This is a genomic window from Glycomyces niveus, assembly GCF_017592475.1.
GTDB classification, from domain to species: Bacteria; Actinomycetota; Actinomycetes; order Mycobacteriales; family Micromonosporaceae; genus Glycomyces; species Glycomyces niveus.
Genome location: NZ_JAGFNP010000006.1, coordinates 133,715 through 156,020, shown reverse-complemented (window position 1 = coordinate 156,020; position 22,306 = coordinate 133,715). Strand labels below are relative to the sequence as shown.

18 protein-coding genes, 2 tRNA genes and 1 pseudogene are annotated in these 22,306 nt (G+C 70.3%); 16 read left to right on the top strand and 5 right to left on the bottom strand.

Translation table 11 applies throughout. The annotated features are described in order from the left end of the window. Positions 1 to 182: 182 nt before the first annotated feature. The 3 genes from J5V16_RS13240 to J5V16_RS13230 all read left to right on the top strand — a co-directional run bounded on the left by J5V16_RS13240 (position 183) and on the right by J5V16_RS13230 (position 3,147). Complete coding sequence (locus J5V16_RS13240) at positions 183 to 1,916, top strand: bifunctional metallophosphatase/5'-nucleotidase (protein ID WP_208496748.1); 1,734 nt, start codon at positions 183 to 185, stop codon at positions 1,914 to 1,916. 155 nt (positions 1,917 to 2,071) lie between these two features. After that, entirely contained in the window at positions 2,072 to 2,845 is a 774-nt protein-coding gene (locus J5V16_RS13235) for a Bax inhibitor-1/YccA family protein (RefSeq protein ID WP_208496747.1), read from the top strand. Between the two features lie 5 nt (positions 2,846 to 2,850). Beyond that, positions 2,851 to 3,147: a hypothetical protein gene (locus tag J5V16_RS13230; protein ID WP_208496746.1), complete on the top strand. Its 297-nt coding sequence runs from the start codon at positions 2,851 to 2,853 to the stop codon at positions 3,145 to 3,147. Here J5V16_RS13230 and J5V16_RS25490 read toward each other — a convergent pair. Continuing rightward, positions 3,144 to 5,219 carry an FUSC family protein gene (locus J5V16_RS25490; RefSeq protein ID WP_208496745.1) on the bottom strand — a complete coding sequence of 692 codons (2,076 nt, stop codon included), beginning with the start codon at positions 5,217 to 5,219 and terminating at the stop codon, positions 3,144 to 3,146. The two genes, J5V16_RS13230 and J5V16_RS25490, sit on opposite strands and share 4 nt — an antisense overlap. Positions 5,220 to 5,276: 57 nt before the next feature. On the opposite strand from J5V16_RS25490, the gene guaA reads away from it, so the two are divergent. Continuing rightward, positions 5,277 to 6,821, top strand: coding sequence for a glutamine-hydrolyzing GMP synthase (gene guaA, locus J5V16_RS13220; protein WP_208496744.1), 1,545 nt, complete (start codon positions 5,277 to 5,279; stop codon positions 6,819 to 6,821). Between the two features lie 31 nt (positions 6,822 to 6,852). Beyond that, positions 6,853 to 7,770: an NUDIX hydrolase gene (locus J5V16_RS25220; RefSeq protein ID WP_208496743.1), complete on the top strand. Its 918-nt coding sequence runs from the start codon at positions 6,853 to 6,855 to the stop codon at positions 7,768 to 7,770. A gap of 151 nt (positions 7,771 to 7,921) precedes the next feature. On the opposite strand, the gene J5V16_RS13210 is transcribed toward J5V16_RS25220, so the two are convergent. After that, complete coding sequence (locus J5V16_RS13210; protein ID WP_208496742.1) at positions 7,922 to 9,172, bottom strand: phosphatidylserine decarboxylase; 1,251 nt, start codon at positions 9,170 to 9,172, stop codon at positions 7,922 to 7,924. Between the two features lie 237 nt (positions 9,173 to 9,409). Between J5V16_RS13210 and J5V16_RS13205 the strand changes: the two genes are divergently transcribed. From J5V16_RS13205 to pcrA, 4 genes are all read left to right on the top strand, one after another. Then, entirely contained in the window at positions 9,410 to 10,567 is a 1,158-nt protein-coding gene (locus tag J5V16_RS13205) for a Cys-Gln thioester bond-forming surface protein (protein WP_208496741.1), read from the top strand. A 376-nt stretch (positions 10,568 to 10,943) separates the two neighbouring features. Next, on the top strand, positions 10,944 to 12,056 hold the full coding sequence (locus J5V16_RS13200; protein WP_208496740.1) for a thioester domain-containing protein: 1,113 nt from the start codon (positions 10,944 to 10,946) through the stop codon (positions 12,054 to 12,056). 258 nt (positions 12,057 to 12,314) lie between these two features. Beyond that, entirely contained in the window at positions 12,315 to 12,578 is a 264-nt protein-coding gene (locus J5V16_RS13195) for a chorismate mutase (RefSeq protein WP_208496739.1), read from the top strand. 101 nt (positions 12,579 to 12,679) lie between these two features. Further along, complete coding sequence (gene pcrA / locus J5V16_RS13190; protein WP_208496738.1) at positions 12,680 to 14,923, top strand: DNA helicase PcrA; 2,244 nt, start codon at positions 12,680 to 12,682, stop codon at positions 14,921 to 14,923. Between the two features lie 111 nt (positions 14,924 to 15,034). Here the strand turns inward: pcrA and J5V16_RS13185 are convergent, their stop codons facing one another. Together J5V16_RS13185 and J5V16_RS13180 are read right to left on the bottom strand one after the other, a co-directional pair. Next, complete coding sequence (locus J5V16_RS13185) at positions 15,035 to 15,817, bottom strand: M23 family metallopeptidase (protein ID WP_208496737.1); 783 nt, start codon at positions 15,815 to 15,817, stop codon at positions 15,035 to 15,037. A 174-nt stretch (positions 15,818 to 15,991) separates the two neighbouring features. After that, positions 15,992 to 16,966, bottom strand: coding sequence for a biliverdin-producing heme oxygenase (locus J5V16_RS13180; protein WP_208496736.1), 975 nt, complete (start codon positions 16,964 to 16,966; stop codon positions 15,992 to 15,994). Between the two features lie 273 nt (positions 16,967 to 17,239). On the opposite strand from J5V16_RS13180, the gene J5V16_RS13175 reads away from it, so the two are divergent. The 7 genes from J5V16_RS13175 (at position 17,240) to J5V16_RS13145 (ending at position 21,371) form a co-directional block, all read left to right on the top strand. Next, positions 17,240 to 17,401 carry a hypothetical protein gene (locus tag J5V16_RS13175; protein WP_157053278.1) on the top strand — a complete coding sequence of 54 codons (162 nt, stop codon included), beginning with the start codon at positions 17,240 to 17,242 and terminating at the stop codon, positions 17,399 to 17,401. 36 nt (positions 17,402 to 17,437) lie between these two features. Further along, positions 17,438 to 19,963 carry a putative bifunctional diguanylate cyclase/phosphodiesterase gene (locus J5V16_RS13170; RefSeq protein ID WP_208496735.1) on the top strand — a complete coding sequence of 842 codons (2,526 nt, stop codon included), beginning with the start codon at positions 17,438 to 17,440 and terminating at the stop codon, positions 19,961 to 19,963. Between the two features lie 98 nt (positions 19,964 to 20,061). Continuing rightward, positions 20,062 to 20,134: transfer RNA gene (locus J5V16_RS13165), tRNA-Thr, on the top strand. Positions 20,135 to 20,204: 70 nt separating this feature from the next. Continuing rightward, a tRNA-Met gene (locus J5V16_RS13160) sits at positions 20,205 to 20,276 on the top strand. 95 nt (positions 20,277 to 20,371) lie between these two features. Beyond that, positions 20,372 to 20,542: a 50S ribosomal protein L33 gene (gene rpmG / locus J5V16_RS13155; protein WP_208496875.1), complete on the top strand. Its 171-nt coding sequence runs from the start codon at positions 20,372 to 20,374 to the stop codon at positions 20,540 to 20,542. A 65-nt stretch (positions 20,543 to 20,607) separates the two neighbouring features. Beyond that, positions 20,608 to 20,958, top strand: a complete 351-nt coding sequence (locus tag J5V16_RS13150) for an FAS1-like dehydratase domain-containing protein (RefSeq protein ID WP_208496734.1) — start codon at positions 20,608 to 20,610, stop codon at positions 20,956 to 20,958. Then, a complete protein-coding gene (locus J5V16_RS13145) occupies positions 20,958 to 21,371 on the top strand; it encodes a MaoC/PaaZ C-terminal domain-containing protein (RefSeq protein WP_208496874.1) in 414 nt (137 codons plus the stop codon). Before J5V16_RS13150 ends, J5V16_RS13145 begins: the two co-directional genes overlap by 1 nt. A 75-nt stretch (positions 21,372 to 21,446) precedes the next feature. On the opposite strand, the pseudogene J5V16_RS13140 reads toward J5V16_RS13145, so the two are convergent. Continuing rightward, positions 21,447 to 22,289: pseudogene (locus tag J5V16_RS13140) on the bottom strand (3-hydroxyacyl-CoA dehydrogenase family protein); the annotation flags it as partial. Between the last annotated feature and the right edge of the window lie 17 nt (positions 22,290 to 22,306).

Sequence of the window (22,306 nt, the reverse complement as noted above, 5' to 3'; positions counted from 1 at the left end):
CGGGAGTGAGGGTGTGCGCACGGTCGCGGTGTGCTATCGGAAATGGTCTCGGGAGGGTTCCCCGGTCTTAGTGAAGCCGTTATGCTCAGTTGACCCGGGCGCAATCGTCCCATGATTGGATCACGATCGGGCGAATGCGCCCGCGCCGTCCCCGAGCCCCGTCACGTCCCCCTGGGAGAGCAATGAAGCCCAAACACAAGCGCCTAGCGGCGGCGGGAGCCGCCGCCGCGCTCGCCGCGACCACCCTCGCCGTCGGCGCCTGGTCCGCGAACGCCGGCCAGCCCGACCGCCATCGCGAGGTGGACCTGCAGCTGCTGGCCCTGAACGACTTCCACGGCCACATCGAGGCCAGCGCCTCCGACACCTACCCCGTCGACGGCGTCAACACCCCCGCGGGCGGCGCCGAGTACCTGGCGACGCACCTGGAGCAGGCCCGCGAGGGCGAGCGGTACTCGACGACGGTGGCCGCGGGCGACCTCATCGGCGCGAGCCCGTTCCTGTCGGCCGTGTACGACGACGAGCCGACGATCGAGTCCTTGAACGCGATGGGCGTGGAGGTCTCCTCGGTCGGCAACCACGAGTTCGACGCCGGTTTCGAGGAGCTCAACCGCATCATCGAGGGCGACGAGGACTTCGAGGGCGCGGACTTCCCGTACCTCGGCGCGAACGTCGTGGACGAGGCGACGGGCCGGCCGGTCCTGGACCCTTACTGGGTCAAGGACTTCGGCCGCGGGATCAAGGTCGGGTTCATCGGCATGACCCTCGAGGGCACGGGCGACATCGTCTCGCAGGCCGGCATCGAGGGCCTGGAGTTCACCGACGAGGTCGAGACCGCGAACAAGTACGCGGGCGAGCTGAAGCGCAAGGGCGTCAACGCGATCGTGGTGCTGCTGCACGAGGGCGGCGTGCCGGTCGCCCAGGACACGGGCCACGAGTGCGAGTCGCTCGACGGTACTGCCGTGGGCATGTCGGGCCCGATCGTGGACATCGCCGAGACGATGACCCCGCTCGTGGACGTGCTGGTCACGGGCCACACTCACAACGAGTACGTGTGCTCGGTGCCCGACCCGGCCGGGAACCCGCGCATGGTCACCTCGGCGTCGTCCTACGGGCGCGTGTTCACGCAGATCGACGCGACGTACGACCGGCGCACCAAGGACATCGTGCGCTCCTCAGTGACCGGTTCGAACACGGTCGTGACCCGCGACGTGGACCCGAACGGGGAGCAGTCGGACATCCTCGCCTCGTACATGGGCGACGGCTACGACGAGGTGGCGAACCGGCTCATCTGCTACATCGCCGAGGACATCAAGCGCGGCCCGAACAACGCCCGCGACGTGGAGTTCCCGCTGGGGAGCCTGATCGCGGACGCGCAGCTGTGGAACACCGCGGGCGCCGATGTCGGCGGGGCCGAGCTCGCGCTCATGAACCCCGGCGGCGTGCGCCAGGACCTCATCCACGGCGCGGGGACGCCGGGCGAGGTCACGTACAAGGAGGTGTTCGAGGTCCAGCCGTTCGCGAACTACGTCGTGACGCTCGACCTGACCGGCGAGCAGATCCTGGCGGGCCTGCGGCAGCAGCTGCCGATCCCGGGCGTCCGCTCGACGACGCTGCAGCTGCAGGTCTCCGAAGGCTTCACCTACACATGGGACAAGACGAAGACGGGCACCGACCAGATCGTGGCCGACTCGCTCATGCTCAACGGCGAGCCGATCGTCATGGACCGGACCTACCGGGTCACGATGAACTCGTTCCTCGCCGACGGCGGCGACTCGTTCTCGGCCTTCAAGGACGGTACGAACCGCCTCTTCGGCGAGCTCGACGTGGACGCGTTCGAGGACTACCTCGCCGAGTTCGGCACCGCCTCCGCGCCGCTGCAGGCGCCGGAGCCGGGCCGGGTCACAGTGATCTCCTAGCTACATAAAAGAATTCACAGGCGGCGGAGCAGGGAATGCTCCGCCGCTCTGTCGTGTTTCAGGCAGTGACCGGATAGTCTGGGAACCACCCTTGAACATCCAACGGAGGACCGCAGGTCATGGCAATGCAGAGCAGGAACTCATCCCTTCGCAATATGGTGAAGACCCAGTACAACCAGCAGCACATGGGTGCCGCGTACGGGCCTTACGGGCAGATGACCCAGGCGCCGCAGGCCGAGACCATGCGGATCGACGACGTCATCGTGCGCACCGTCGCCCTCGTCGGCGCGACCTTCGTGGCCGCCATGCTCACCTGGGGCATGTTCGTCAGCGGCGACAGCTCGCAGCTGGGCACCGCCGGCCTGCTGATGACGCTCGGCTCGGTGGTCGGCATCGGCATCATGATCTTCTCGATGTTCAAGCCGATCACGAACCCGTTCGTGGCCTTCGCGTACGCGATCGGCCAGGGCTTCCTCCTCGGCGGCGTCTCCGCAATCTTCGAGGCCCGGTTCCCGGGCATCGTCGTCAACGCGCTCGTCGGCACGATCCTGGTGTTCGCGGGCATGCTCGCGCTCTACAAGTTCCGCATCCTCAAGAACTCCCCGATGTTCACCAAGGTCATCGTCGGCGCCGGCTTCGGCATCGCGGGCCTGCTCCTGGTGAACTTCGTGGCGAGCCTCTTCGGCGCCAACCTCGGCCTGTTCGCCACCCCGGGCGGCGACCCGACGACCCTGCAGTGGATCATCGCGATCGCCTTGACCCTGTGGGCCGCGTTCTCGTTCATCCTCGACTTCGACATGATCGAGTACTCCGCCGCGAACGGCGCCCCGAAGAAGTACGCGTGGGCCGGGGCCTTCGGCCTCACCGCGGGCCTCATCTTCCTGTACTGGAACCTGCTGCGCCTGCTCTCCTACTTCCAGGGCGAGTAGCGCATTTGAGCACCGAACTCGAGCGGGCGATCAGGCGTGTCGTCGAAGGCACGCGCCACTGGTCGCCCGCTCGCTGGTCTTCCAGGGCAGAGGCCATGCACGCGCTCGTGCAGGCCCTCGCCGACCTCACCGCCGACGCCGAGGGCCGCCCCCGCCGCGCCGTCCCCCGCCTCCCGAGCGACCTGCACCTGCCCGACCAGCTGCAGGTGATCGCCCTCGACCTCGCCCGCGTCGAACTCACCGAAGCGCGGTACGCCGCAGCCGAAGCGGCGATCCGTACCGCGCGGGACGCCCTCTTCTAGTTCCAGTCGGCCATCAGCAGCGCCGCGTCGTCCAGGGCCTCGACGACGTTGTCCGACTCCCAGCGCAGCACGCTCCGCCGCGTCCGCGTCTCGCGGTCCTCGATCGCGGCCAGCCGGAAGTCGAGCCGCTGCACCGCCTCGCTCAAATCCACGCCGCGCGGCGGCGCCTCCCCGCGCGCCAGCGCCGCCAGCCGCAGGTACGCGGCGTCGAGCGAGTCCGCGAACGCGTCCACGCCCGCGAGCCCCTTCGCCTGCTCCTCGCGGCCGAGCGTCGCGTTCACCGCCACGAGCGCCCTTCCGGCCCTTGACAATGCTGCCTCAGCGCCGAGCGCGTCCGCCGACAGCGGCCCCGGCCCGGCGACCGGTTCGGCCTTCGCCTGGTCGGCCGCGCCGGTGAGCGCGGCCCGGCGGGCGCGGATGCGGTCGATCGCGGCGTGCATGACCTTCCGGTCGTAGTCGGCGGGATGCGCCTGCCGGTCGAGGGTGAGCCGCGCGTAGTCGCGGTAGGCGTCGACGAGGTCCCCGAGGAGGTCGCCGAGGCGGCGGGTCTGCCAGGTCGGGACGAGCACGTAGAAGCCGATCGCGAGCGCCGCGCCCACCAGGGTGCAGGCGCCCCGGTCGAACGCCGCGATCACCGGGCTCTCGCCGGAGAGGTCGATCTGGAACACCGTGAAACCCGAGACGGCCGCGGCGAACACGAGCATCGACACCGGCCGCGTCAGGTACGCGATGAGCGCGTACGCGAGCACGATCAGGCTGAGCCACAACTGGTCCTGCGGGATGAGCAGCCCCAGGAGGGAGGCGAGGACGACGCCGCCGGTGGTGCCGACGGCGCGGGTGACGCCGCGCGTGAGCGTCCCCGAGAAGTCCGCCTGCAGCACCAGCCAGGCGGTGAGCGGGATCCAGTAGCCGTGCCCGGTGGGCCAGGCGAGGCCGATCGTCATCGCCAGGGCGATCACCCCGGCCCGGCGCAGGGCGTGGTGGATGACCGGGTCGTGCCGGTGGAGGCGGCTGCGGAGCTGGCCGAGCGCCTGGCGGGCGGTGCTGGTGGCGTGTGCGAGGGCGGGGTCGGCGACGATGTCGTCGCCGCCGGCGGTGATGCGCTCGGCGAACCCGCCGGTCTCGTGGAGGGTGCGCAGGAGCCCGCCGATCTCGGTGGGCATCGTGCCCGTGGCGGTCGCCATCGGGTTCTGGGAGAGGCCGTCGAGGAGCGCGTCCCAGTCGAGGTCGACGGGCGAGCGGGCGGTGATCTGCTCCGCGAAGTGGGCGAGGAGCCGGGCGGTGAGTTCCAAAGCCTCCGAATAGAACTCGACGGTGTCGCGGTCCTGGGCGTCGGCGCGGGCGCGCGCCGAGGCGGTGTGGCCGATCGCGCTCGAGACCGCGTAGAGCTGGCGGCGGGCCTCGAGGATCGCGGCGGGCAGGGCCCGGCGGCGGTCGAGCTCCTGCGCGGCCTCGAACAGCGGTTCGGTGCGGAACGGCGCGTCCGGGTCGGCGGCGAGCGCGTCCGCTTCCTCGGCGAGCGCCAGCCACGCGTCGGCGAGGGTGCGCCGGTCCTCGGCCCACCGGAAGTACGGCGGCAGGAGCGCCGTGAGCGCCTGCACGGCGCCGCCCGCGGCGACCGCGAGCGCCGCGTAGAGGACGCCGGCCTCGGCTGTGAGGTGGTCGGCGAGGAAGAACATGATGCCGGAGACGGTGAAGGTGACGCCCGCGAAGTGTGTGACGGAGCCGATGAACGTGAGCGTGAACGCATAGGCGGCCGAGGCGGCGATGAGCACCACCGGGTGGTCGATCGAGCCGAGCACCACCCCTAGGGACCCGGCCGCGCCGACCAGCAGCGGCAGCGCCGGGCCGGTGCGCGTGCCGGGGGTGAGCATCGCGACGCCGCCCAACCAGGCGCCCATAACCGCAGCTGGGCCCCATGACGGGTGGTCGAAGAAGGCGACGGCGCTCATGGCGGCGGCGATGCCGAACGCGGCCCGGACGGCGAGCACGGGCACGGCCTCGCCGGGCGTCCACGACCGCAGGTCCCGGCCGACCCGGCGGAACGATTCGCGGACCCCAGGGTTGAGCACGTCATCAGGGTAGCCGCGCCTGCCGGTGTGAGCACCGCTACCGGTTACGCTGGTGTCATGCGACAAACGGTGCTGGTGGTCGACTTCGGTGCGCAGTACGCGCAGCTCATCGCGCGGCGCGTCCGCGAAGCGAACGTCTACTCGGAGATCGTGCCCTCCTCGATGCCCGCGAGCGAGATGCTCGCCAAGGAGCCGGCCGCGATCATCCTCTCGGGCGGTCCTTCGAGCGTGTACGCCGAAGGCGCCCCGCAAGTGGACAAGGCCCTGTTCGAGGCCGGCGTGCCGGTCCTCGGGATCTGCTACGGCTTCCAGGCCATGGCGAACGCCCTCGGCGGGACGGTCGCCAAGACCGGCCTGTCCGAGTACGGCGGCACCGAACTCGACGTGGTGTGCGCGTCGAAGCTCCTCGCCGGCCTGCCCGAGCACCAGTCGGTGTGGATGAGCCACGGCGACTCCGTCACCGAGGCCCCCGCCGGGTTCGAGGTCGTGGCCCGCACCGCCGGCGCGCCCGTCGCCGCGTTCGAGAACCTCGAGGCGCGCCTCGCAGGCGTCCAGTACCACCCCGAGGTCGCCCACACCCCGCACGGCCAGGCCGTCATCCGCCACTTCCTGCTCGACATCGCCGGCATCAAGCCGAACTGGACGAACTCGGCGATCATCGACGAGCAGGTCGCCGCCATCCGCGAGCAGGTCGGCGACAAGCGCGTCCTGTGCGCGCTCTCCGGCGGCGTCGACTCCTCCGTGGCCGCGGCGCTCGTGCACCGCGCCATCGGCGACCAGCTCACCTGCGTGTTCGTCGACCACGGCCTGCTCCGCGCGGGCGAGGCCGAGCAGGTCGAGAAGGACTACGCGCAGCTCACCGGCATCGACGTGCGCGCCGTGGACGTCTCCGAGCAGTTCCTCACCGCCCTCAAGGGCGTCACGGACCCCGAGGAGAAGCGCAAGATCATCGGCCGCGAGTTCATCCGCACCTTCGAGGCCGCCGCGCGCGAGATCGCCGAAGAGCAGGGCATCGACTTCCTCGTCCAGGGCACCCTGTACCCGGACGTCGTCGAGTCCGGCGGCGGCACCGGCACCGCCAACATCAAGAGCCACCACAACGTGGGCGGCCTCCCCGACGACCTGCAGTTCGCGCTCATCGAGCCGCTGCGGACCCTCTTCAAGGACGAGGTCCGCGCGATCGGCCTCGAACTCGGCCTGCCCGAGGCGATGGTCTGGCGCCACCCGTTCCCCGGGCCCGGCCTGGGCATCCGCATCGTCGGCGAGATCACCCGCGAACGCCTCGACCTGCTCAAGGCCGCCGACGCGATCGCCCGCGCCGAGCTCACCGCCGCCGGCCTCGACCGCTCGGTGTGGCAGTTCCCGGTCGTGCTCCTCGCCGACGTCCGCTCCGTGGGCGTCCAGGGCGACGGCCGCACCTACGGCCACCCGATCGTGCTGCGCCCGGTCTCCTCCGAGGACGCGATGACCGCCGACTGGTCCCGCCTGCCCTACGAGCTGCTCGCGAAGATCTCCACGCGCATCACCAACGAGGTCGCCGACGTCAACCGCGTCGTGCTCGACGTCACCAGCAAGCCGCCGGGGACCATCGAATGGGAATAGTCATTCCGTGATCACGCCGTACAGTTGAGGGATGCAATTCCGGATAGCTGCGTACGGGGAGGTCCGTGACGAGAACGGCCGGGTCCTGCTGACGAGGCGGACCCGCGGACGCGAAGCGGGCCCCTGGCATCTGCCGGGCGGCGTCATCGACCACGGCGAGCCCCCGAAACGGGCCGCCGGCCGCCTCGTCGGCGAGCACACCGGCTACGAGGTCGCCGTCGGCGCGCCCCTCGAAGCGGTCGCGGTCGCCAGGCGCGGCGTCCACACCAACGCGATCATCTACACCGCCACGGTCGCCGGCGGCCCCGCCGGGGACTTCGCCGGCGACGCCGCCGAATGGGTCGACCCCGCCCGGGCGGCCGCCGAATCACATTCGCCGTTCGTCTCGGCGACCCTCGGCCTGGCCGACGACCGGCTCGCCGGACGCGTCGACAAGGCCCCGCAGGAGACCCGGCCCGTCCCGCCCGCGAAGGCCAAGAAGGGCCGCCGCAGGCGCGGCCAGCGCTTCGGCGCGTACGGGGTCGTCGCCGACGGCGACGGCCGCATCCTCCTCGCCCGCATCGCCGAGGGCTACCCCGGCGGCGGCACCTGGCACCTGCCCGGCGGCGGCGTCGACTTCGGCGAATCGCCGCGCGCGGCCGTCGCCCGCGAGATCTACGAGGAGACCGGCCAGGAGGCCCTGGTCGGCGACCTGCTCAACGTCACGTCCTTCCGGCACCGCCGCGCGATCGGCCCCGAGGGGTACCCGCTCGACTGGCACGGCGTGCGCGCGATCTACTCCGCCACGGTGCCCGACCCTTCGGCCGCGCAGGTGGTCGAGGCCGCGGGCGGCTCCACGAGCGAGTCGCGCTGGTGGAACGCGGACGCCCTCGACGACCTGCCGCTGTCGGCGGCCGTCGAGGACGCGCTGCAAGTCGTGGACTTGAAGAACCTGGCGGCTCAGGCTTAGGGGGTGTGTGCGCGTCCCCTGCGAGTCGGTATCCGAGTCCGTTTGTTCGCTCGCAAGGCGGAAGGCCCTCCGAATACCGGTGTTGTATTCGCAGGGCCGACAACGAAGCGAGCGGGCCGGATAACGGCTGCTGCGGACGCGCAGGCACCCCCTAACGCCACCTTGCGATCACGGTCTCTCCGGCGCGGACGGTCTCGCCCGGGTCGACCGCGGCTTCGGCGGCGCCTGCGGGCAGGTAGACGTCCGTGCGGGACCCGAACCGGATGAGGCCGTACCGCTCGCCCTTGGCGACGGCCGCGCCGGGCTTGGTGCGGTTGACGATGCGGCGCAGGAGCGCACCGGTGCGCTGGGCGACGACGACGCGGCCGCGCGCGGTCGACAGGACCGTGTAGCAGGCGGCGTTGTGCTCGGCCTCGGGCGCGCTCACCTTCGAGTAGCCGCCGCGCTCGGTGAACACGTCGACCACTTCGCCCGCGACGGGCGCACGGTTGATGTGCACGTCGGTGACCGAGAGGTACGCGCTGATGCGCAGCCACTCGGACCCGGCGGTGCCGGTGGCGGCGCCGAAGCGCTCGTCCACGACGGTCTCGACGGCCATGATCGTGCCGTCAGAGGCGGCCAGCACCGCTTCGGGCTCGTCGTCCTCGCCGCGCAGGTCCGCTTCGCGCTGCGGGTCGCGGAAGAACGCGGCCACGGGCACGGCGGCGAGCGCGGGCAGGACCCAGGCCTTCGAGGAGGGCCGAATCTTCTTTGCGGCCCAAGCGGTCCCGAGGAGCAGCCCGGCGGCGATGACACCGTTGGAGTCGAGGTGCATCGAGGGCGTGACGGCGACCGAGGACGCGCGCCAGGCGGGGGCGAGGTCTTCGGCGGGCGCGATCGCGTGCGGTTCGCCCTCGCGCTTCGCGGCCGAGCCGATGCGGAGCTTGTGGATGCGCACGGGCGGGAGCGACCGGACGATGAGGTCGGTGCCGATCCCGTACTCGGCGACGAGTTCGGCGATCTCCTCGCGCGCGGGTGCGGTGAGGGTCGCGGCGAAGGAGAGGACGCCGCCGGGGCTGACCTTCTCGCGCAGCAGCTCGATGTCGGCGATGAACGCCTCGGCCTCCACAGTGACCGGTGAGGCGAGCATGACCTCTTCTGCCGGTTCGGCGTCGGCGAGCGAGGCGACGGCGGTGACGTTGCCCGCGGTCCAGGAACCTTCGGCGGTCAGCGAGGCCTTGAGGTCCTCAATGGAGACCGGGTCGGCGACGACGGTGAGCCGGTCGGCGGGCATGAGCGCCTCGAGCGCGGCCGTCAGCACCGGGTTCCCCCAGGCCGCGCCCACGACCAGGCCGGTCTTGGGGCCCCTCCGGCGAGCGAATTCGTCGGTGATGCCGCGAGCGGCGGCTTTCGAGATCGGCATGACTCCGACTATAGAGCGCCGACCTGACGGGCCCGGGTCGCGTTCGCGTGTTGCCCGTGGGTGAGACATGACCCTTGTCCGGGTTTGGGATCGTACTTTCGGCGGGTTCTGCACATCGTTCGGTCGAGTGGCCGCGCCGTCACCGACAGTCCTCTCGTTTCCCCTCATGTCAGGTCGACCCGGCACTCCACTCACGACCCGCCACCTCAAGTCCGCTCCCAGGAGGACCGAACCACGATGAGACTCAAGACGATCCGCACTCCGCTCGCGGCGGCCGCCGCGCTCCTCACCGCTCTTGTGGGCGCTGTCGCCGCGGGCGCTCCCGCCCACGCCGAGGAGCCCGAGCCGGTCACCGGCGACATCGTCACCGCCCCGGGCCTGGAGCTGCGCGGGCGGTTCGCGGAGGAGCGCTACGACGTGTGGGCCAACGTCCTCGGCCTCAAGCCGCACGGCGGCGAGGAGGTGCTGGTCGTCTACTGCATCGACATCCACACCCCGCTCGACACCGAGCACCCGTACACCGAGGACGGCTGGGAGGAGTCCGGCGTCGCGAACCTCGAGGAGGTCCGCTGGGTCCTTCTCAGCGGCTACCCGGGCGTCGGCGCGGAGGACCTCATCGAGGCCGCGGGCGGCGAGGTGAACCCCGACTGGTCCGACGAGGAGGTCGCCGAGGTCGCCTACGCGGGCACGCAGGCCGCCGTCTGGCACTTCACCGACGGCTGGGACCTGTTGGAGGACAACCCGGTCAAGGGCGGCAACAGCGGCGAGGACGAGGCCGTGCTCGCGGTCTACGAGCACCTGACCGAAGAGCCCGGGCGCGTCCCGGACCCGTCCGAGTTCGCCGTCGACCTCGAGGGCGAGGAGCAGGCGAAGTTCGAGGACGGCCGCTTCGGGCCGTACACGATCCGCTCCAACGCCGGGCCGGTCGAGCTCAGCGCCGAGGGCGGCCGCCTCGAGACCGCCGACGGCGGCGACGTGGACTCCCTGAAGGACGGCGAGCAGTTCTGGATCGTCCTCGACGACGGCGCCGGCGAGATCACCGTCAAGGGCACGGCCGCGTACGACCTGCCGGTGGGCCGGATCTTCGTGGCCACCACCGATGAAGCGCTCACGGGCGACCCGGCCAACCCGATGACCGTCGGCGACTCGCAGCAGCTCATCCTCGCGCAGCCGCGCGAAGGCGAGGTCCCCGCCGAATGGCGCTTCGCCCTCGACGCCCCCGAGGAGAGCGCGCCGCCGAAGCCGCAGCTGCCCGTCACCGGCTCGACCTTGAGCGTCGCCTTCGCGGCCGGCCTGGCGCTCCTCGTTGGCGGCATGACGGTCATCGCACTCGGCAAGCGCCGCAGCGCCGACTTACGGCTCGCAAGCGTCGCCGAGAGAGTGGGCGACCACTAAGACCTGAGGGACGCGGGCGCCGCTGGCCGATGGCGAGCGCCCGCTGCCGCAGGAGCGTTCCGGACCACGTCGAACGGTCCGGACCCGGGCGCGCTCCGCGGCTCGACACAACGCCCGGCGCATGGTGCGGCCGGGACCGGAGGAAGCGATCCCCTCCGGTCCCGGCCACTCTGGTCACTCCAGTGACGACACCAGTACCCGATACCGAATCGTTATAGTGGCGCGGCTCTCTCGAGCCGCGCCTTTTCTGTTGCGCCGCAATCGAAGTGCAGCTGAGGAAATTTCACCGGAAGTATGCAACCGGCATGGTCCCGCTAACGTGTCGCATGAAGAGTCAACGCGTCAATCCCTCGGAAAAGCAAAGGGACTTCTACCAATGATGACCAAAGCCCTGAAAGGGACGATGGCCGCTGCCGCGGGCGTCGCGCTCGGCCTCAGCGGCGTCGCCGCAGCCCAGGCCCAGGACGAAGAGGCGGGCATCCTCGCCGCCGGCAACGTCGTGATCGAAGACGGCGGCATCCAGCTGTACGGCGAGGCCAACGGCGTCGGCAAGCAGCCGCACGCCTCCATGATCGCCCTCGACCTCGGCGACGAGGACTACCGCTCCGTCTACTGCATCCAGCTCGAGGTCGACCTCGAAGAGCAGTACCTGCACGAAGAGCGCCCGTGGGAGGACGTGCCCGTCGAAGACCTCCCGATGGTCCTCGGCGTCCTCCTCGTCGGCTACGACGGCACCAACGCCGGCGAGCTCCTCGAAGAGGCCGGCCTCGCCAGCGACGACTACGGCGACGTCACCCAGGACCAGCTGGCCTACGCCGCCACCCAGTCCGCGATCTGGTCGCTGACCGACGGCTGGGTCATCGACCCCAACGACCCGACCGAGAACGACGTCGCCGACGAGATCGTGCCGGCCCTCCAGGCCTACATCCTCGAGAAGGCCGAGCCGGTCGACGAGCCCGACCTCGAGCCCTACTTCGACGTCGACGACTCGCAGGCCAAGACCGAGGGCACCACCGTCGGTCCGTTCACCGCCTCGACCAACGTCGAAGCGATCAACTTCTCGCAGCCCGAAGGCGCCACCATCGTCGACGAGAACGGCGAGGAGCTCACCTCCCTCTCCGACGGCACCGTCTTCTACGTGAAGTTCGACGAGGCCAAGACCTCCTCGGTCACCCTCGTCACCGACACCTTCACCTGGACCACCCCGGCCGGGCGCACCTTCGTCCCCGTCGACGCCGAAGGCGTCGACGTCGAGGGCCAGCGCCTCATCCTCGCCGAGGAGTACACGGAGGAGTACAACGCCGAGATCGAGTTCGAGATCACCGTCGAAGAGGTCCCGAGCGAATCCCCGAAGCCGCAGCTGCCCGTCACCGGTTCCAGCCTGACCACCGTCGCCGTCACCGGCGGCGCGGTCCTGCTCGCCGGTGTCGTCGCGATGGTGCTCATGCGCCGCCGCGCCGCCCGCGCCGACTGGGGTTCGGACACGTAGTCAAACCGACGCTGCACGGCGACTGAACACTGCGATAACCGCCACACGCCCGCTGGTCAGACCGGCGGGCGTGTGGCATACTTGGCCCGTGACTCAGAGCGCGCGATTTTACTTTTACTACGGCCGGAACCGTCCGAGCCGTAGGTCTTCGCGCTGAACACAGACCTACAGGCCCCGGGCGAACAGCCCGGGGCCTTTTTCACGCCCAGGGCTACCCGCCCGGAACCAGTTTCCGCATCGCTCTAAGGAGAAGCCCTGATGACCGCCAGCACCGAAGTCGCTCCTGAAGAACTCCAGGAACTGCGCACCGAGATCGACGCGCTCGACGCCGAGATCATCCGCCTCTGGCAGCGCCGCGCCGAGGTCTCCAAGCGCATCGGCGAGATCCGCATGGCCAACGGCGGCACCCGCCTGGTCCTCGACCGCGAACGCGCCATCCTCGAGAAGTACCGCGCGGCACTCGGCGACGACGGCGTCCAGATCGCGATGCTCGTGCTGCGGTCCGGCCGCGGTCCGCTCTAGGGAGCGCTCGAAAGCGTCGATGCCGCGCCGCAGGAGTGTCGTACCCGGCGCGGCACCTGCGCCTCCGTTATGCCCTGCGAGCTGCGGCATAATTGACCGTGATGAACGACCTTCTGACCGGCCTCAACGAACCGCAACGCCAAGCCGTCGAGCACTCCGGGTCCCCGCTGCTCATCGTCGCGGGCGCGGGCTCGGGCAAGACCCGCGTCCTCACCCACCGCATCGGCCACCTCCTGGCCGAGCGCGGCGCGCACCCCGGCGAGATCCTCGCCATCACCTTCACCAACAAAGCCGCCGCCGAGATGCGCGAACGCGTCGACGCGCTCGTCGGCCCGCGCTCGCGCGCCATGTGGGTGCTCACCTTCCACTCCGCGTGCCTGCGCATCCTGCGCCGCGAAGCCCACCGGCTCGGCTGGAAGTCCAGCTTCACGATCTACGACACCGACGACGCCCGCCGACTGCTCACCCAGATCGTCAAGGACCTCGGCCTCGACTCCAAGAAGCAGTCGCCGCGCTGGTTCGCCGCCGAGATCTCCCGGCTCAAGAACGAGCTCATCGGCCCCGAGCAGGCCGCCGCGAAGGCCGACGACGCGCGCGGAAAGCTCGTCGCCGACGTCTACGCGCAGTACGACGAGCGGCTGCGCCTCGCCCAGGCCGTCGACTTCGACGACATCATCGGGTCCACCGTGCACCTGTTCCAGGCGTTCCCGGAGGTCGCCAAGTCCTACCGGATGCGGTTCCGGCATGTGATGGTCGACGAGTACCAGGACACCAACCACGCCCAGTACACGCTCGTGCGCGAACTCGTGGGCACCGGCGACGACCGGGCCGAGCTGTGCGTCGTCGGCGACGCCGACCAGTCGATCTACGCGTTCCGCGGCGCCACGATCCGCAACATCATCGAGTTCGAGCGGGACTTCCCCGACGCCAAGACGATCCTGCTCGAGCAGAACTACCGCTCCACGCAGACGATCCTCGACGCCGCCAACGGGGTCATCCGCAACAACACCGAGCGCGGCCGCGAGAAGCGGCTGTGGTCCGACGAGGGCCCCGGCGGGCGCATCCTCGGCCACACCGGCGACAACGAGCACGATGAGGCCGCGTGGGTCGCCAACCGGATCGACGAACTCGTCGACGCCGGCGAGACCAGCTTCGGCGACAGCGCGATCTTCTACCGCACCAACGCGCAGTCGCGCGCGTTCGAAGAGGTGTTCGTGCGCCGCGGGATCCCGTACAAGGTCGTCGGCGGCGTCAGGTTCTACGAGCGCAGGGAAGTGCGCGACATGCTCGCGTACCTCAAGCTCACCGCGAACCCCGACGACACCGTCTCGGCGATGCGCGTGGTCAACACGCCCAAGCGCGGCGTCGGCGACCGGGCCGTGGCCGAGGTCGAAGCGCTCGCCGCGCGGCTGCGGATCTCCTTCCCCGCCGCGCTGCACCGGATCGACGAGGCCCCCGGCGTCTCCGGGCGGGCCCGCACCGGCATCAAGCGGTTCTGCGAGATCCTCGACGAGGCCACCGCGCTCGCCCAGACCGCGCCGCCCGAAGAGGTGCTCGACAAGCTCATCGCCGACACCGGCTACCTCGAAGGACTCGAGCAGTCCACCGACCCGCGCGACGAAGGCCGCGTCGAGAACCTCCAAGAGCTCGTCGCCGTCGCCCACGAGTTCACCGAGGCCGTCGTGCGCGGCACGACCGACGCCGAATTCGAGGAGACCGGCGAAGCCGACCTCACCGCGGACGTGCCGTCCTTCCTGGAGCACGTCGCGCTCGTCTCCGACGCCGACTCCATCCCCGACCCCGAGGCGGAGGAGGGCGGCGTCGTCACGCTCATGACCCTCCACACCGCGAAGGGCCTCGAGTTCGACACGGTGTTCCTCACCGGGCTCGACGACGGCCTGTTCCCGCACGAGCGGTCCATGAACAAGCCCGGCGACATGGAGGAGGAGCGGCGGCTCGCGTACGTGGGGCTCACCCGCGCCCGCAAGCACCTGCACCTCACGCGTGCCGGGACCCGCAACATCTTCGGGCAGCCCGAGTACTACGCGGCCAGCCGGTTCCTCGCCGAGATCCCCGGCGACCTCATCGAATGGTCCGAGTCGGCCCCGCCGCCGCGCGTGGTCAAGTCCAAGTCCACCGCGAACTTCGGCTCGCCGATCGTCATGCGCAACGCCGCCGACATCCCCTCACTCGACGTGGGGGACAGGGTCACCCACGACAAGTGGGGTCTCGGCCGCGTCGTCGAGCTCAAAGGCTCCGGCCCGCGGGCCCAGGCCCGCATCGACTTCGGCGACGGCGAACCCAAATGGGTCATCCTCCGCCTCGCCCCCGTCAGCAAACTGTGACGCCCGACATATGTCGCACCGGCGTGGGACGCTGTCTTTTTCAACGGTAGTGGTGAAGGTGGGATCGGGAGGGTACCCGGGGCCGCCCGTACGCCCGCCGCTCAGCGGCCGTCAGCGCAGGTCGAGCCCGGCTTCCGCAAGGTAGTGCAAGGGCTCGACCGGCTGGCCGTCCACATGCACCTCGAAGTGCACATGCGACCCGAACGAGCGGCCCGTGTTGCCCGCGTTCGCGATCTGCCCGCCCGCGTCCACCCAGTCGCCCTCGTCCACGAGCACTTCCGAGTTGTGCGCGTAATACGTCTCCACACCGTCGCCGTGGTCGATGACCACGAGGTTCCCGAACCCCGACTCCCAACCCGCGTGCGTCACCGTCCCCGGATACGCCGCATAGACCGGGTCCCCCGTCTCGGCGTCGAAATCGACCCCGTTGTGGTTGCGGCCCCAGCGCTGCCCGAACAGCGACGTGATCGTGATGTCGTCCAGCATCGGCGTCCACTTGATCTGCGCCGCCTGCCCCGTCACCGGCGACGACCGCTCCACCGCGGCCACCTCCTCGGCCGTCGCCGTCCCGATCGGCGCATCCCCGGCGGTGGTACTGCCCGCCGCCGTCGACGCCGGGACGCTCGCCTCCTCGGCCAGCGCGGCGATGTCCGCCACCGCCCGCGACGGCCCCGGATCCTCTTCTCCGGCAGAGAAACCGGCCCCCGTCGCCATCGCGACGACCGAGGCACCGGCGACGGCCGAGCCGACGACGGCGGTGTAGCGGCGCTGCGTCCCCGACAGCAGCGGGGCGAGCTCTGCGGCCCACGAGGCGCGGTGCTGGCCCCTCGTGCGGTGCGGCCGGGCGGCGTGCCGCCTGATCGCAGCGGCGCGTACCGGTCCGGTATCGGACATTGAGACTCCGAGATCGTGGCGGTGCCCATCGGCGGCGCTTTGGACTGGGTCAGTCCTGGGGGGCCGGCCGTGGGCTTGGCAACCGCCACACGGTAACGCCGCGAACGCCGGACACGGGAGATTCGTCACCGCCCGGCGTGTCGCGACAATCAGGACAATCCCGGAAGGTAGTGCTCAGACGTCATCCAGCTGCGCCTTCGACTCGGTGAACAGCCGCACGATCTCCGGCCGCACCTCCGCGCGCTCCGAGAGCGGCGCGGCCCAGTCGATCCGGATCGGCACCTCCGCGCCGTCCACGACCGCCGCGAAATCCGCGCCCTCGCCGTCGAAACCGGTCATGCGGGCCGCCTCGGCGCCGCGCTGGCCGCCCGCGCCCTGGCAGATCACGAGCGTGTCGGCCACGTGGTCGGTGTTCATGTGGTGGCAGATCGCGGCGATCACCTTGGGTTCGAACGGGTTGCGGCCCAGGCTCTCACCGAGGGCCGCGAGGACGGCGCCGTTGTGGTCGTAGGCGAGGAGGACCTCCTCGATGACGCGCGCCTGGTCGGCCTCGGTGAGGTCGGCCGCGTCCAGGCGGGAGCGGTACTCGTCCTTGAAGTCCTTGGGGCTCTTGATGTCCGCGAAGTCGTAGAAGGACGCGCCCGCGTCCTCGAAGCCGTAGTTGCGGCGCGCGGCCTTGCCGAACGCCTGGCCGCCGGAGAGGTCGCCGAGGTAGCGGGTGTAAGCGTGGGCGATGTAGCCGCCGGGCCAGTCGGCCGCGACCTCGTTGATCCGGTCCACGTAGGCCTTGGTGGCCGGGAGGGGCTCGATGCCGGAACGCCACTTGGGGCCCATGAGGAACCGCAGGTCGGCCTCGATCGCGGGCACGCGGGCGAGTTCGGGGAACACGAACGGGCCGGCGACCGGGTCCGCCGCGAAGCGGGCGGCCGCGGCCTCGATCGCCTCGTAGACGAAGTACTGCTGGGCGTGCCAGCGGGTGTAGTCGTCGACAGTGAGAGTGCCGTCGAAGAGCCGGTCGAACACGCCGGGGGCCTGCTCGGCGTCGGCCGACGGGTCGAGCCCTTGGTGGCGCGACCAGGAGGCTTCGCGGATCCGGGCCGAGAAGCGGGGCGCCCCGGGCTCGCTCGCGGCGGCGGTGTCTGCAGGCATGTGCGTATTCCTTGTCGAACAGCGATCGTATTCTCGTGTAAGGCGAGCCTAACCTACATGATCGGGCGCGGGCGGGCGTGCGAACGCCCGACCCGTGAGCGAGGCTCGTGCGGGCATCGGCGAGAATGGTGTGAGCCGTGCTCACCCGTACGGCTGAACCGGAAAGAGCGCGAGAATCACGGTCGCAAGCCTTCCCCAGGAAGAGCCGACTGTGGCACCATGGGCTCTACTGGTCCCCTTGACAGCACATTCCCACACCTCACGGGAGGCCTCGTGAAACCCGCCAGACTGATCAAGAAAGCCGCAGCGGTGGTCGCGGCAGCCTTCATTGCGCTCGGCATCGTCGCCGGCACCGCCTCCGCCGCATCGGCGGACGCGGCTGACGCCACTGCCGTCGAATACCACCTGGCTGGCAACTCCGGCGACCTGCAGTAGCCGTCAGGCCCTGCACATGAGAGGGGTAGCTCATCGGTGATCCGCGAACTGCACCCTCGGATCTTCAGTGCGCTCGCGTGGACGCTGAACGGGCTCATGCTCGTCGCCGTCGCCGCCGCGCTCGTACTGACGTGGACCCCGGAGCAACTGCCTTACCTGGAGGCCGCCACATTCGTGGCGGCCTTCGTGGTCGCCCAGAACCTCCAGGTGATCCAGCACTTCCGCCAGCACCGCATCGCGTTCAACCTCGCGGACATCCCACTGGTGCTGGCGCTGTTCTACCTGCCGCCGTTCGCGGTGATCCTGGCCCGCCTCATCTCCTCGCTGATCTTCTTCGCGGGCAGGTACATCCGCTCCGACGTCGGCCCGCTCAAGCCGATCTTCAACGTGGGCATGTCGACCCTCGGCGCCGCTTCGGCCGTCGCGGTCGCCGAGTACGCCGGGCTGGGCGCCGGGCACGACCCGCGCACCTGGCTCGTCGCCGTCCTCGGCGTGTGCGCGGCCGGGCTCATGACGACGGTGCTCCTGTCGCTCATGCTGTTCATCCTCAACGGCTGGACGAGCATGCTCAAGGCCTGGTCGGGGTTCGCGCTCACGTTCATCGGGCCGATCATGGCCGCCTCGGTCGGCCTGATGATCCTCATCATGCTCGAGGCCACGCCGTGGTCGGCGATCCCGATCGTGATCCTCATGCTCACCACGATCGGCCTGGCCCGCAGCTACATGAAGCTGCGAAGGCAGCGGCAGATCCTCGACGAGCTCAACAACTTCACGCAGCTCGTGGCCGACTCCGTGCGCTCCAACCGGCTCATCGACGCGACGCTGGGGCGGCTGCGCGAGATCTTCGCCGCCGAGTCGGCGACCGTGTGGGTGCCGGCCGAGGGCCGCTACCCGGAGATCCGGCTCACCTCCTCTGTGGACGACGTGGGCCTCACCGACCTCGACCCGGTGCCCGAGGCGCTCCAGCAGGCCGTCATCGCCAGCGGCGGGCCCACGCTCATCGGGCCGCGCCACGGCAGCCGCGAGCAGCGGGCCGTGCTCGAAGCGGGCGGGCTGCGCAGCGCGATACTCGTGCCGCTGCGCTCGGGCGACGAGGTGTACGGCTGCCTCTCGGTCGCCGACCGCATCGGCGGCGAGATGTCGACGTTCCTCCCCGTGGACCTGCAGCTCTTGGAGACCGTCGCCGCGCACGTGAGCATCGCCGTCGACAACTCGCGCCTGGTCGACCAGCTGCGCTACGACGCCTACCACGACCCGCTCACCGGCCTCCCCAGCCGCCGCCGGTCCTTGGCGGCGCTCCAGGAGGCCCTGTCGATCACCGTCCCGAACGAGGTCGTGGCGGTGTTCATGTTCGATGTGGACTCGCTGCACGAGATCAACGACGCGCTCGGCCACGAGGCCGGCGACACCGCGCTCAAGGAGTTCGCCAAGCGGCTCCAGGACCACGCGCCCGCCGCGTCCTTCCTCGGCCGCATCGACTCCGACGAGTTCATCCTCCAGACCCGCCTGGCGTCCACGGACGAGGCGCTCGACACCGCCCGGCGGCTGCGGGCGGCCGTGCAGGGGCCGTTCGAGGTCGGCGGCGTGTCCGTCGGTCTCTCGGCGGCCGTGGGCGTGGTCACGCACCCGGACTTCGCAGCCGACGCCGACGAGATCCTCAAGCGCGCCGACGGCGCGACCCGGCAGGCCAAGAACGCCGCCGACGGCGTGCAGCTCTACCACTCCGGCCTCGAATCCGAGAGCCTGCGCCGCATCGGCCTCGCCGCCGACCTGCGCAAGGCCCTCGACCGGGGCCAGCTCGAAGTGCACTTCCAGCCGAAGGTCCGCCTGGACCGGGCCCTGGACGACCCCGGCGCGGTGATCGGCGCCGAGGCGCTCGTGCGGTGGCCGCACCCGACGTTCGGGCTCGTGGCCCCCGAGGAGTTCATCCCGATCGCCGGTTCCACCGGCCAGCTCGGGCACCTCACCGAGACCGTCCTCGACGAGGCCCTGCGCCGCTCGGCCGAATGGGCCGGCGACGACGGGCCGCTGCCGATGGCGGTGAACCTCTCGCCGCGCACCCTCGCGGACGCGGACTTCCCGGACAAGGTCGCGGCGCTCCTGGAACGGCACGGCGTCCCGGCCGGCCGGCTCACGTTCGAGATCACCGAGGACGACGTGGTCTCGGGCGAGCCGCTGCTCACCCCCGCGCTCGACCGGCTGCACGAGATGGGCGTGCGCCTGTCCGTGGACGACTTCGGCACCGGGTACTCCTCGCTCGCGTACCTGCGGCGGCTGCCGGTGCAGGAGATCAAGATCGACCTGCGGTTCGTGCAGGGCATGGCCACCGACGCGGACGATCGCGCGATCGTGGAGGCGGTCCTGGGACTCGCCCGGCACTTCGCGATCGACGTCGTCGCCGAGGGCATCGAGGCGCACCAGACCGTCGAGCAGCTGCGCGAGCTCCACTGCGAGGCCGGCCAGGGCTACTACTTCTCGCGGCCGCTGCCCGCCGACCGGTTCGCGGCGTGGCTGGAACATCAGGGCGGCGGCACCGGCCGGGCCCGCCTGCGGGCGGTCTAGCCGCCCTGTTGTGGCCCGCACCGCAGGGCCGCCCCCGCGTTCGATCTGGGCGGCCCGTCATGTACTCTTGTCAAGGCCGCGAGGGAAGCCTCGCGAACGCCCCCTTAGCTCAGTCGGCAGAGCGTCTCCATGGTAAGGAGAAGGTCTACGGTTCGATTCCGTAAGGGGGCTCGGAAGCACTCAGGAACCATTCGAGTGCTGTACTGCTCACACAGAGCCAATCTGTAGGCAGTGAGCGCACGGCGGTGTAGCTCAGTGGTAGAGCAAACGACTCATAATCGTTGTGTCGGCAGTTCGATCCTGCCCATCGCTACTTTGTAAAGCGTCAACCATTGAGATACGCTGGTTGGCGCTTTGTTTTGTTCAGCGGCCCGTCATCCCGGCGGTCCGAGCTAGAGGAAGGCACTCATCGTGGCCAAGGCTACTGACGTCCGCCCCAAGATCACCATGGCGTGCGTGGAGTGCAAGGAGCGCAACTACGTCACGAAGAAGAACCGTCGGAACCACCCCGACCGGCTCGAGCTCAAGAAGTACTGCCCCAAGTGCAAGGTCTCGCGGGTCCACAAAGAGACCCGCTAACCCCACTTTCGCGGTACATGCTCAACACTTCGTACGCAGGCAGGTCCTTGCCGCCCACTGAACCGGTGCAGATCACCCCGGCTTCGGTGACCCGTTTCGCCCAGGCCCTCGGCCTGGCCGACGACGGGACGGTTCCGCCTACGTTCTTGATCTCGCTCACGCTGCCCGCGGCGGAGCGGCTTGTTGAGGACCCCGAATTCGGGCTCGACTGGAGCCGCGTCCTGCACCGCGAGCAGCGTTTCGCGTACCACCGCGAACTGCGGGCCGGCGCCGCCGTGACGTGCGCCTCGACCATCGAGTCGATCAAGACCGTCGCCGGGAACGACCTCCTCGCGCTGCGCACCGACGTGGCCGACGAAGCCGGGCTGGTCGCCGAGGTGTGGACCACCCTGTTCGTGGCGGGAGACCCGCAGTGATGAAGCCCGAGCTCGAAGTCGGCCAGGTCGTCTTCACCACCTCGTTCCCCGTCGAGCGGGCGGACCTCCAGCGGTACGCCGACGCCTCCGGGGACGACAACCCGATCCACCTCGACGAGGCCGCCGCGAAAGCGGCCGGGCTCCCCGACGTGATCGCCCACGGCATGTACACCATGGGCCTGGTCTCCCGGGCGATCCTCGAATGGCTCGCCGCCGCCGGCGTCGACGCCCGGATCACCGAGTTCTCCACCCGGTTCGCCAAGCCCGTGGTCGTGCCCGCGGGCGGCACCGCCGTCGAGGTCGAGGGCAAGGTGCGCAAGGCCGAGGGGGACACCGTCGAGATCGCGATCACCGCGACCAGCGCGGGCGAGAAGGTCCTCGCCCCGGCGCGCGCGACGATCATCGCGAACTAGCAGACAACGGAGAACGGCGCGGACCTGCGGGTCCGCGCCGTTCCTCGTTGTCCACAGGCCTGTGGATAACTCGCTGTAGTCGTAGAAGCCCTTGCCGCTCTTGCGGCCGATCTCGCCCGCCGCGACGAGGCGGCGCAGCAGCGCGGGCGGGAAGAACTGCGGGTCCGCGGTGTCCTCGTAGATGTTCTCTGTCGCGTGCGTGATGACGTCGATGCCGGTGAGGTCGGCGGTGGCGAGCGGGCCCATCGGGTGGCCGAAGCCGAGCCGGCAGGCGGTGTCGAGGTCCTCGGCGGAGATGACCCCGTCCTCGACGAGGCGGGCCGCCTCGTTCACGAGGGCGCAGATGAGGCGCGTGGTCGCGAACCCGGCGACGTCGCGGTTGACGACGACGCAGGTCTTCCCGGCGGACTCGGCGAAGCGGCGGGCGGCGTCGAGCGCCTCGTCGCTGGTGTGGAGGCCGCGCACGAGCTCGCAGAGCTGCATCATGGGCACGGGCGAGAAGAAGTGGGTGCCGACGACCCGTTCGGGATGCGTTGCGGCGGCGGCGATCTCCGTGATCGGGATGGCCGAGGTGTTGGTCGCGAGGACCGTCTCGGGGGTGCAGACCGCCGAGAGCTTGCGGAAGACCTCCTTCTTGACGTCGAGGCGCTCGAAGACCGCCTCGACACAGATCTGTGAACCGGCGGCCGCTTCGATGTCGTGGGCGACGGTGATCCGGGCCTGGGCGGCCTCGGCGTCCTCCGCCGTCACCTTCTCTTTGGCGACGAAGCGGTCGAGTGAACCGCGGATCGCCGCCCGCGCGCGGTCGAGCGCGCCCGCGTCAGTGTCGATCAACCTGACGTCCCAACCGCCCAGGCTCGTGACCTGCGCGATCCCGGAACCCATGAGTCCCGAACCGATTACCGTGACTGTTGCCATGGGGCGAGGCTATATGG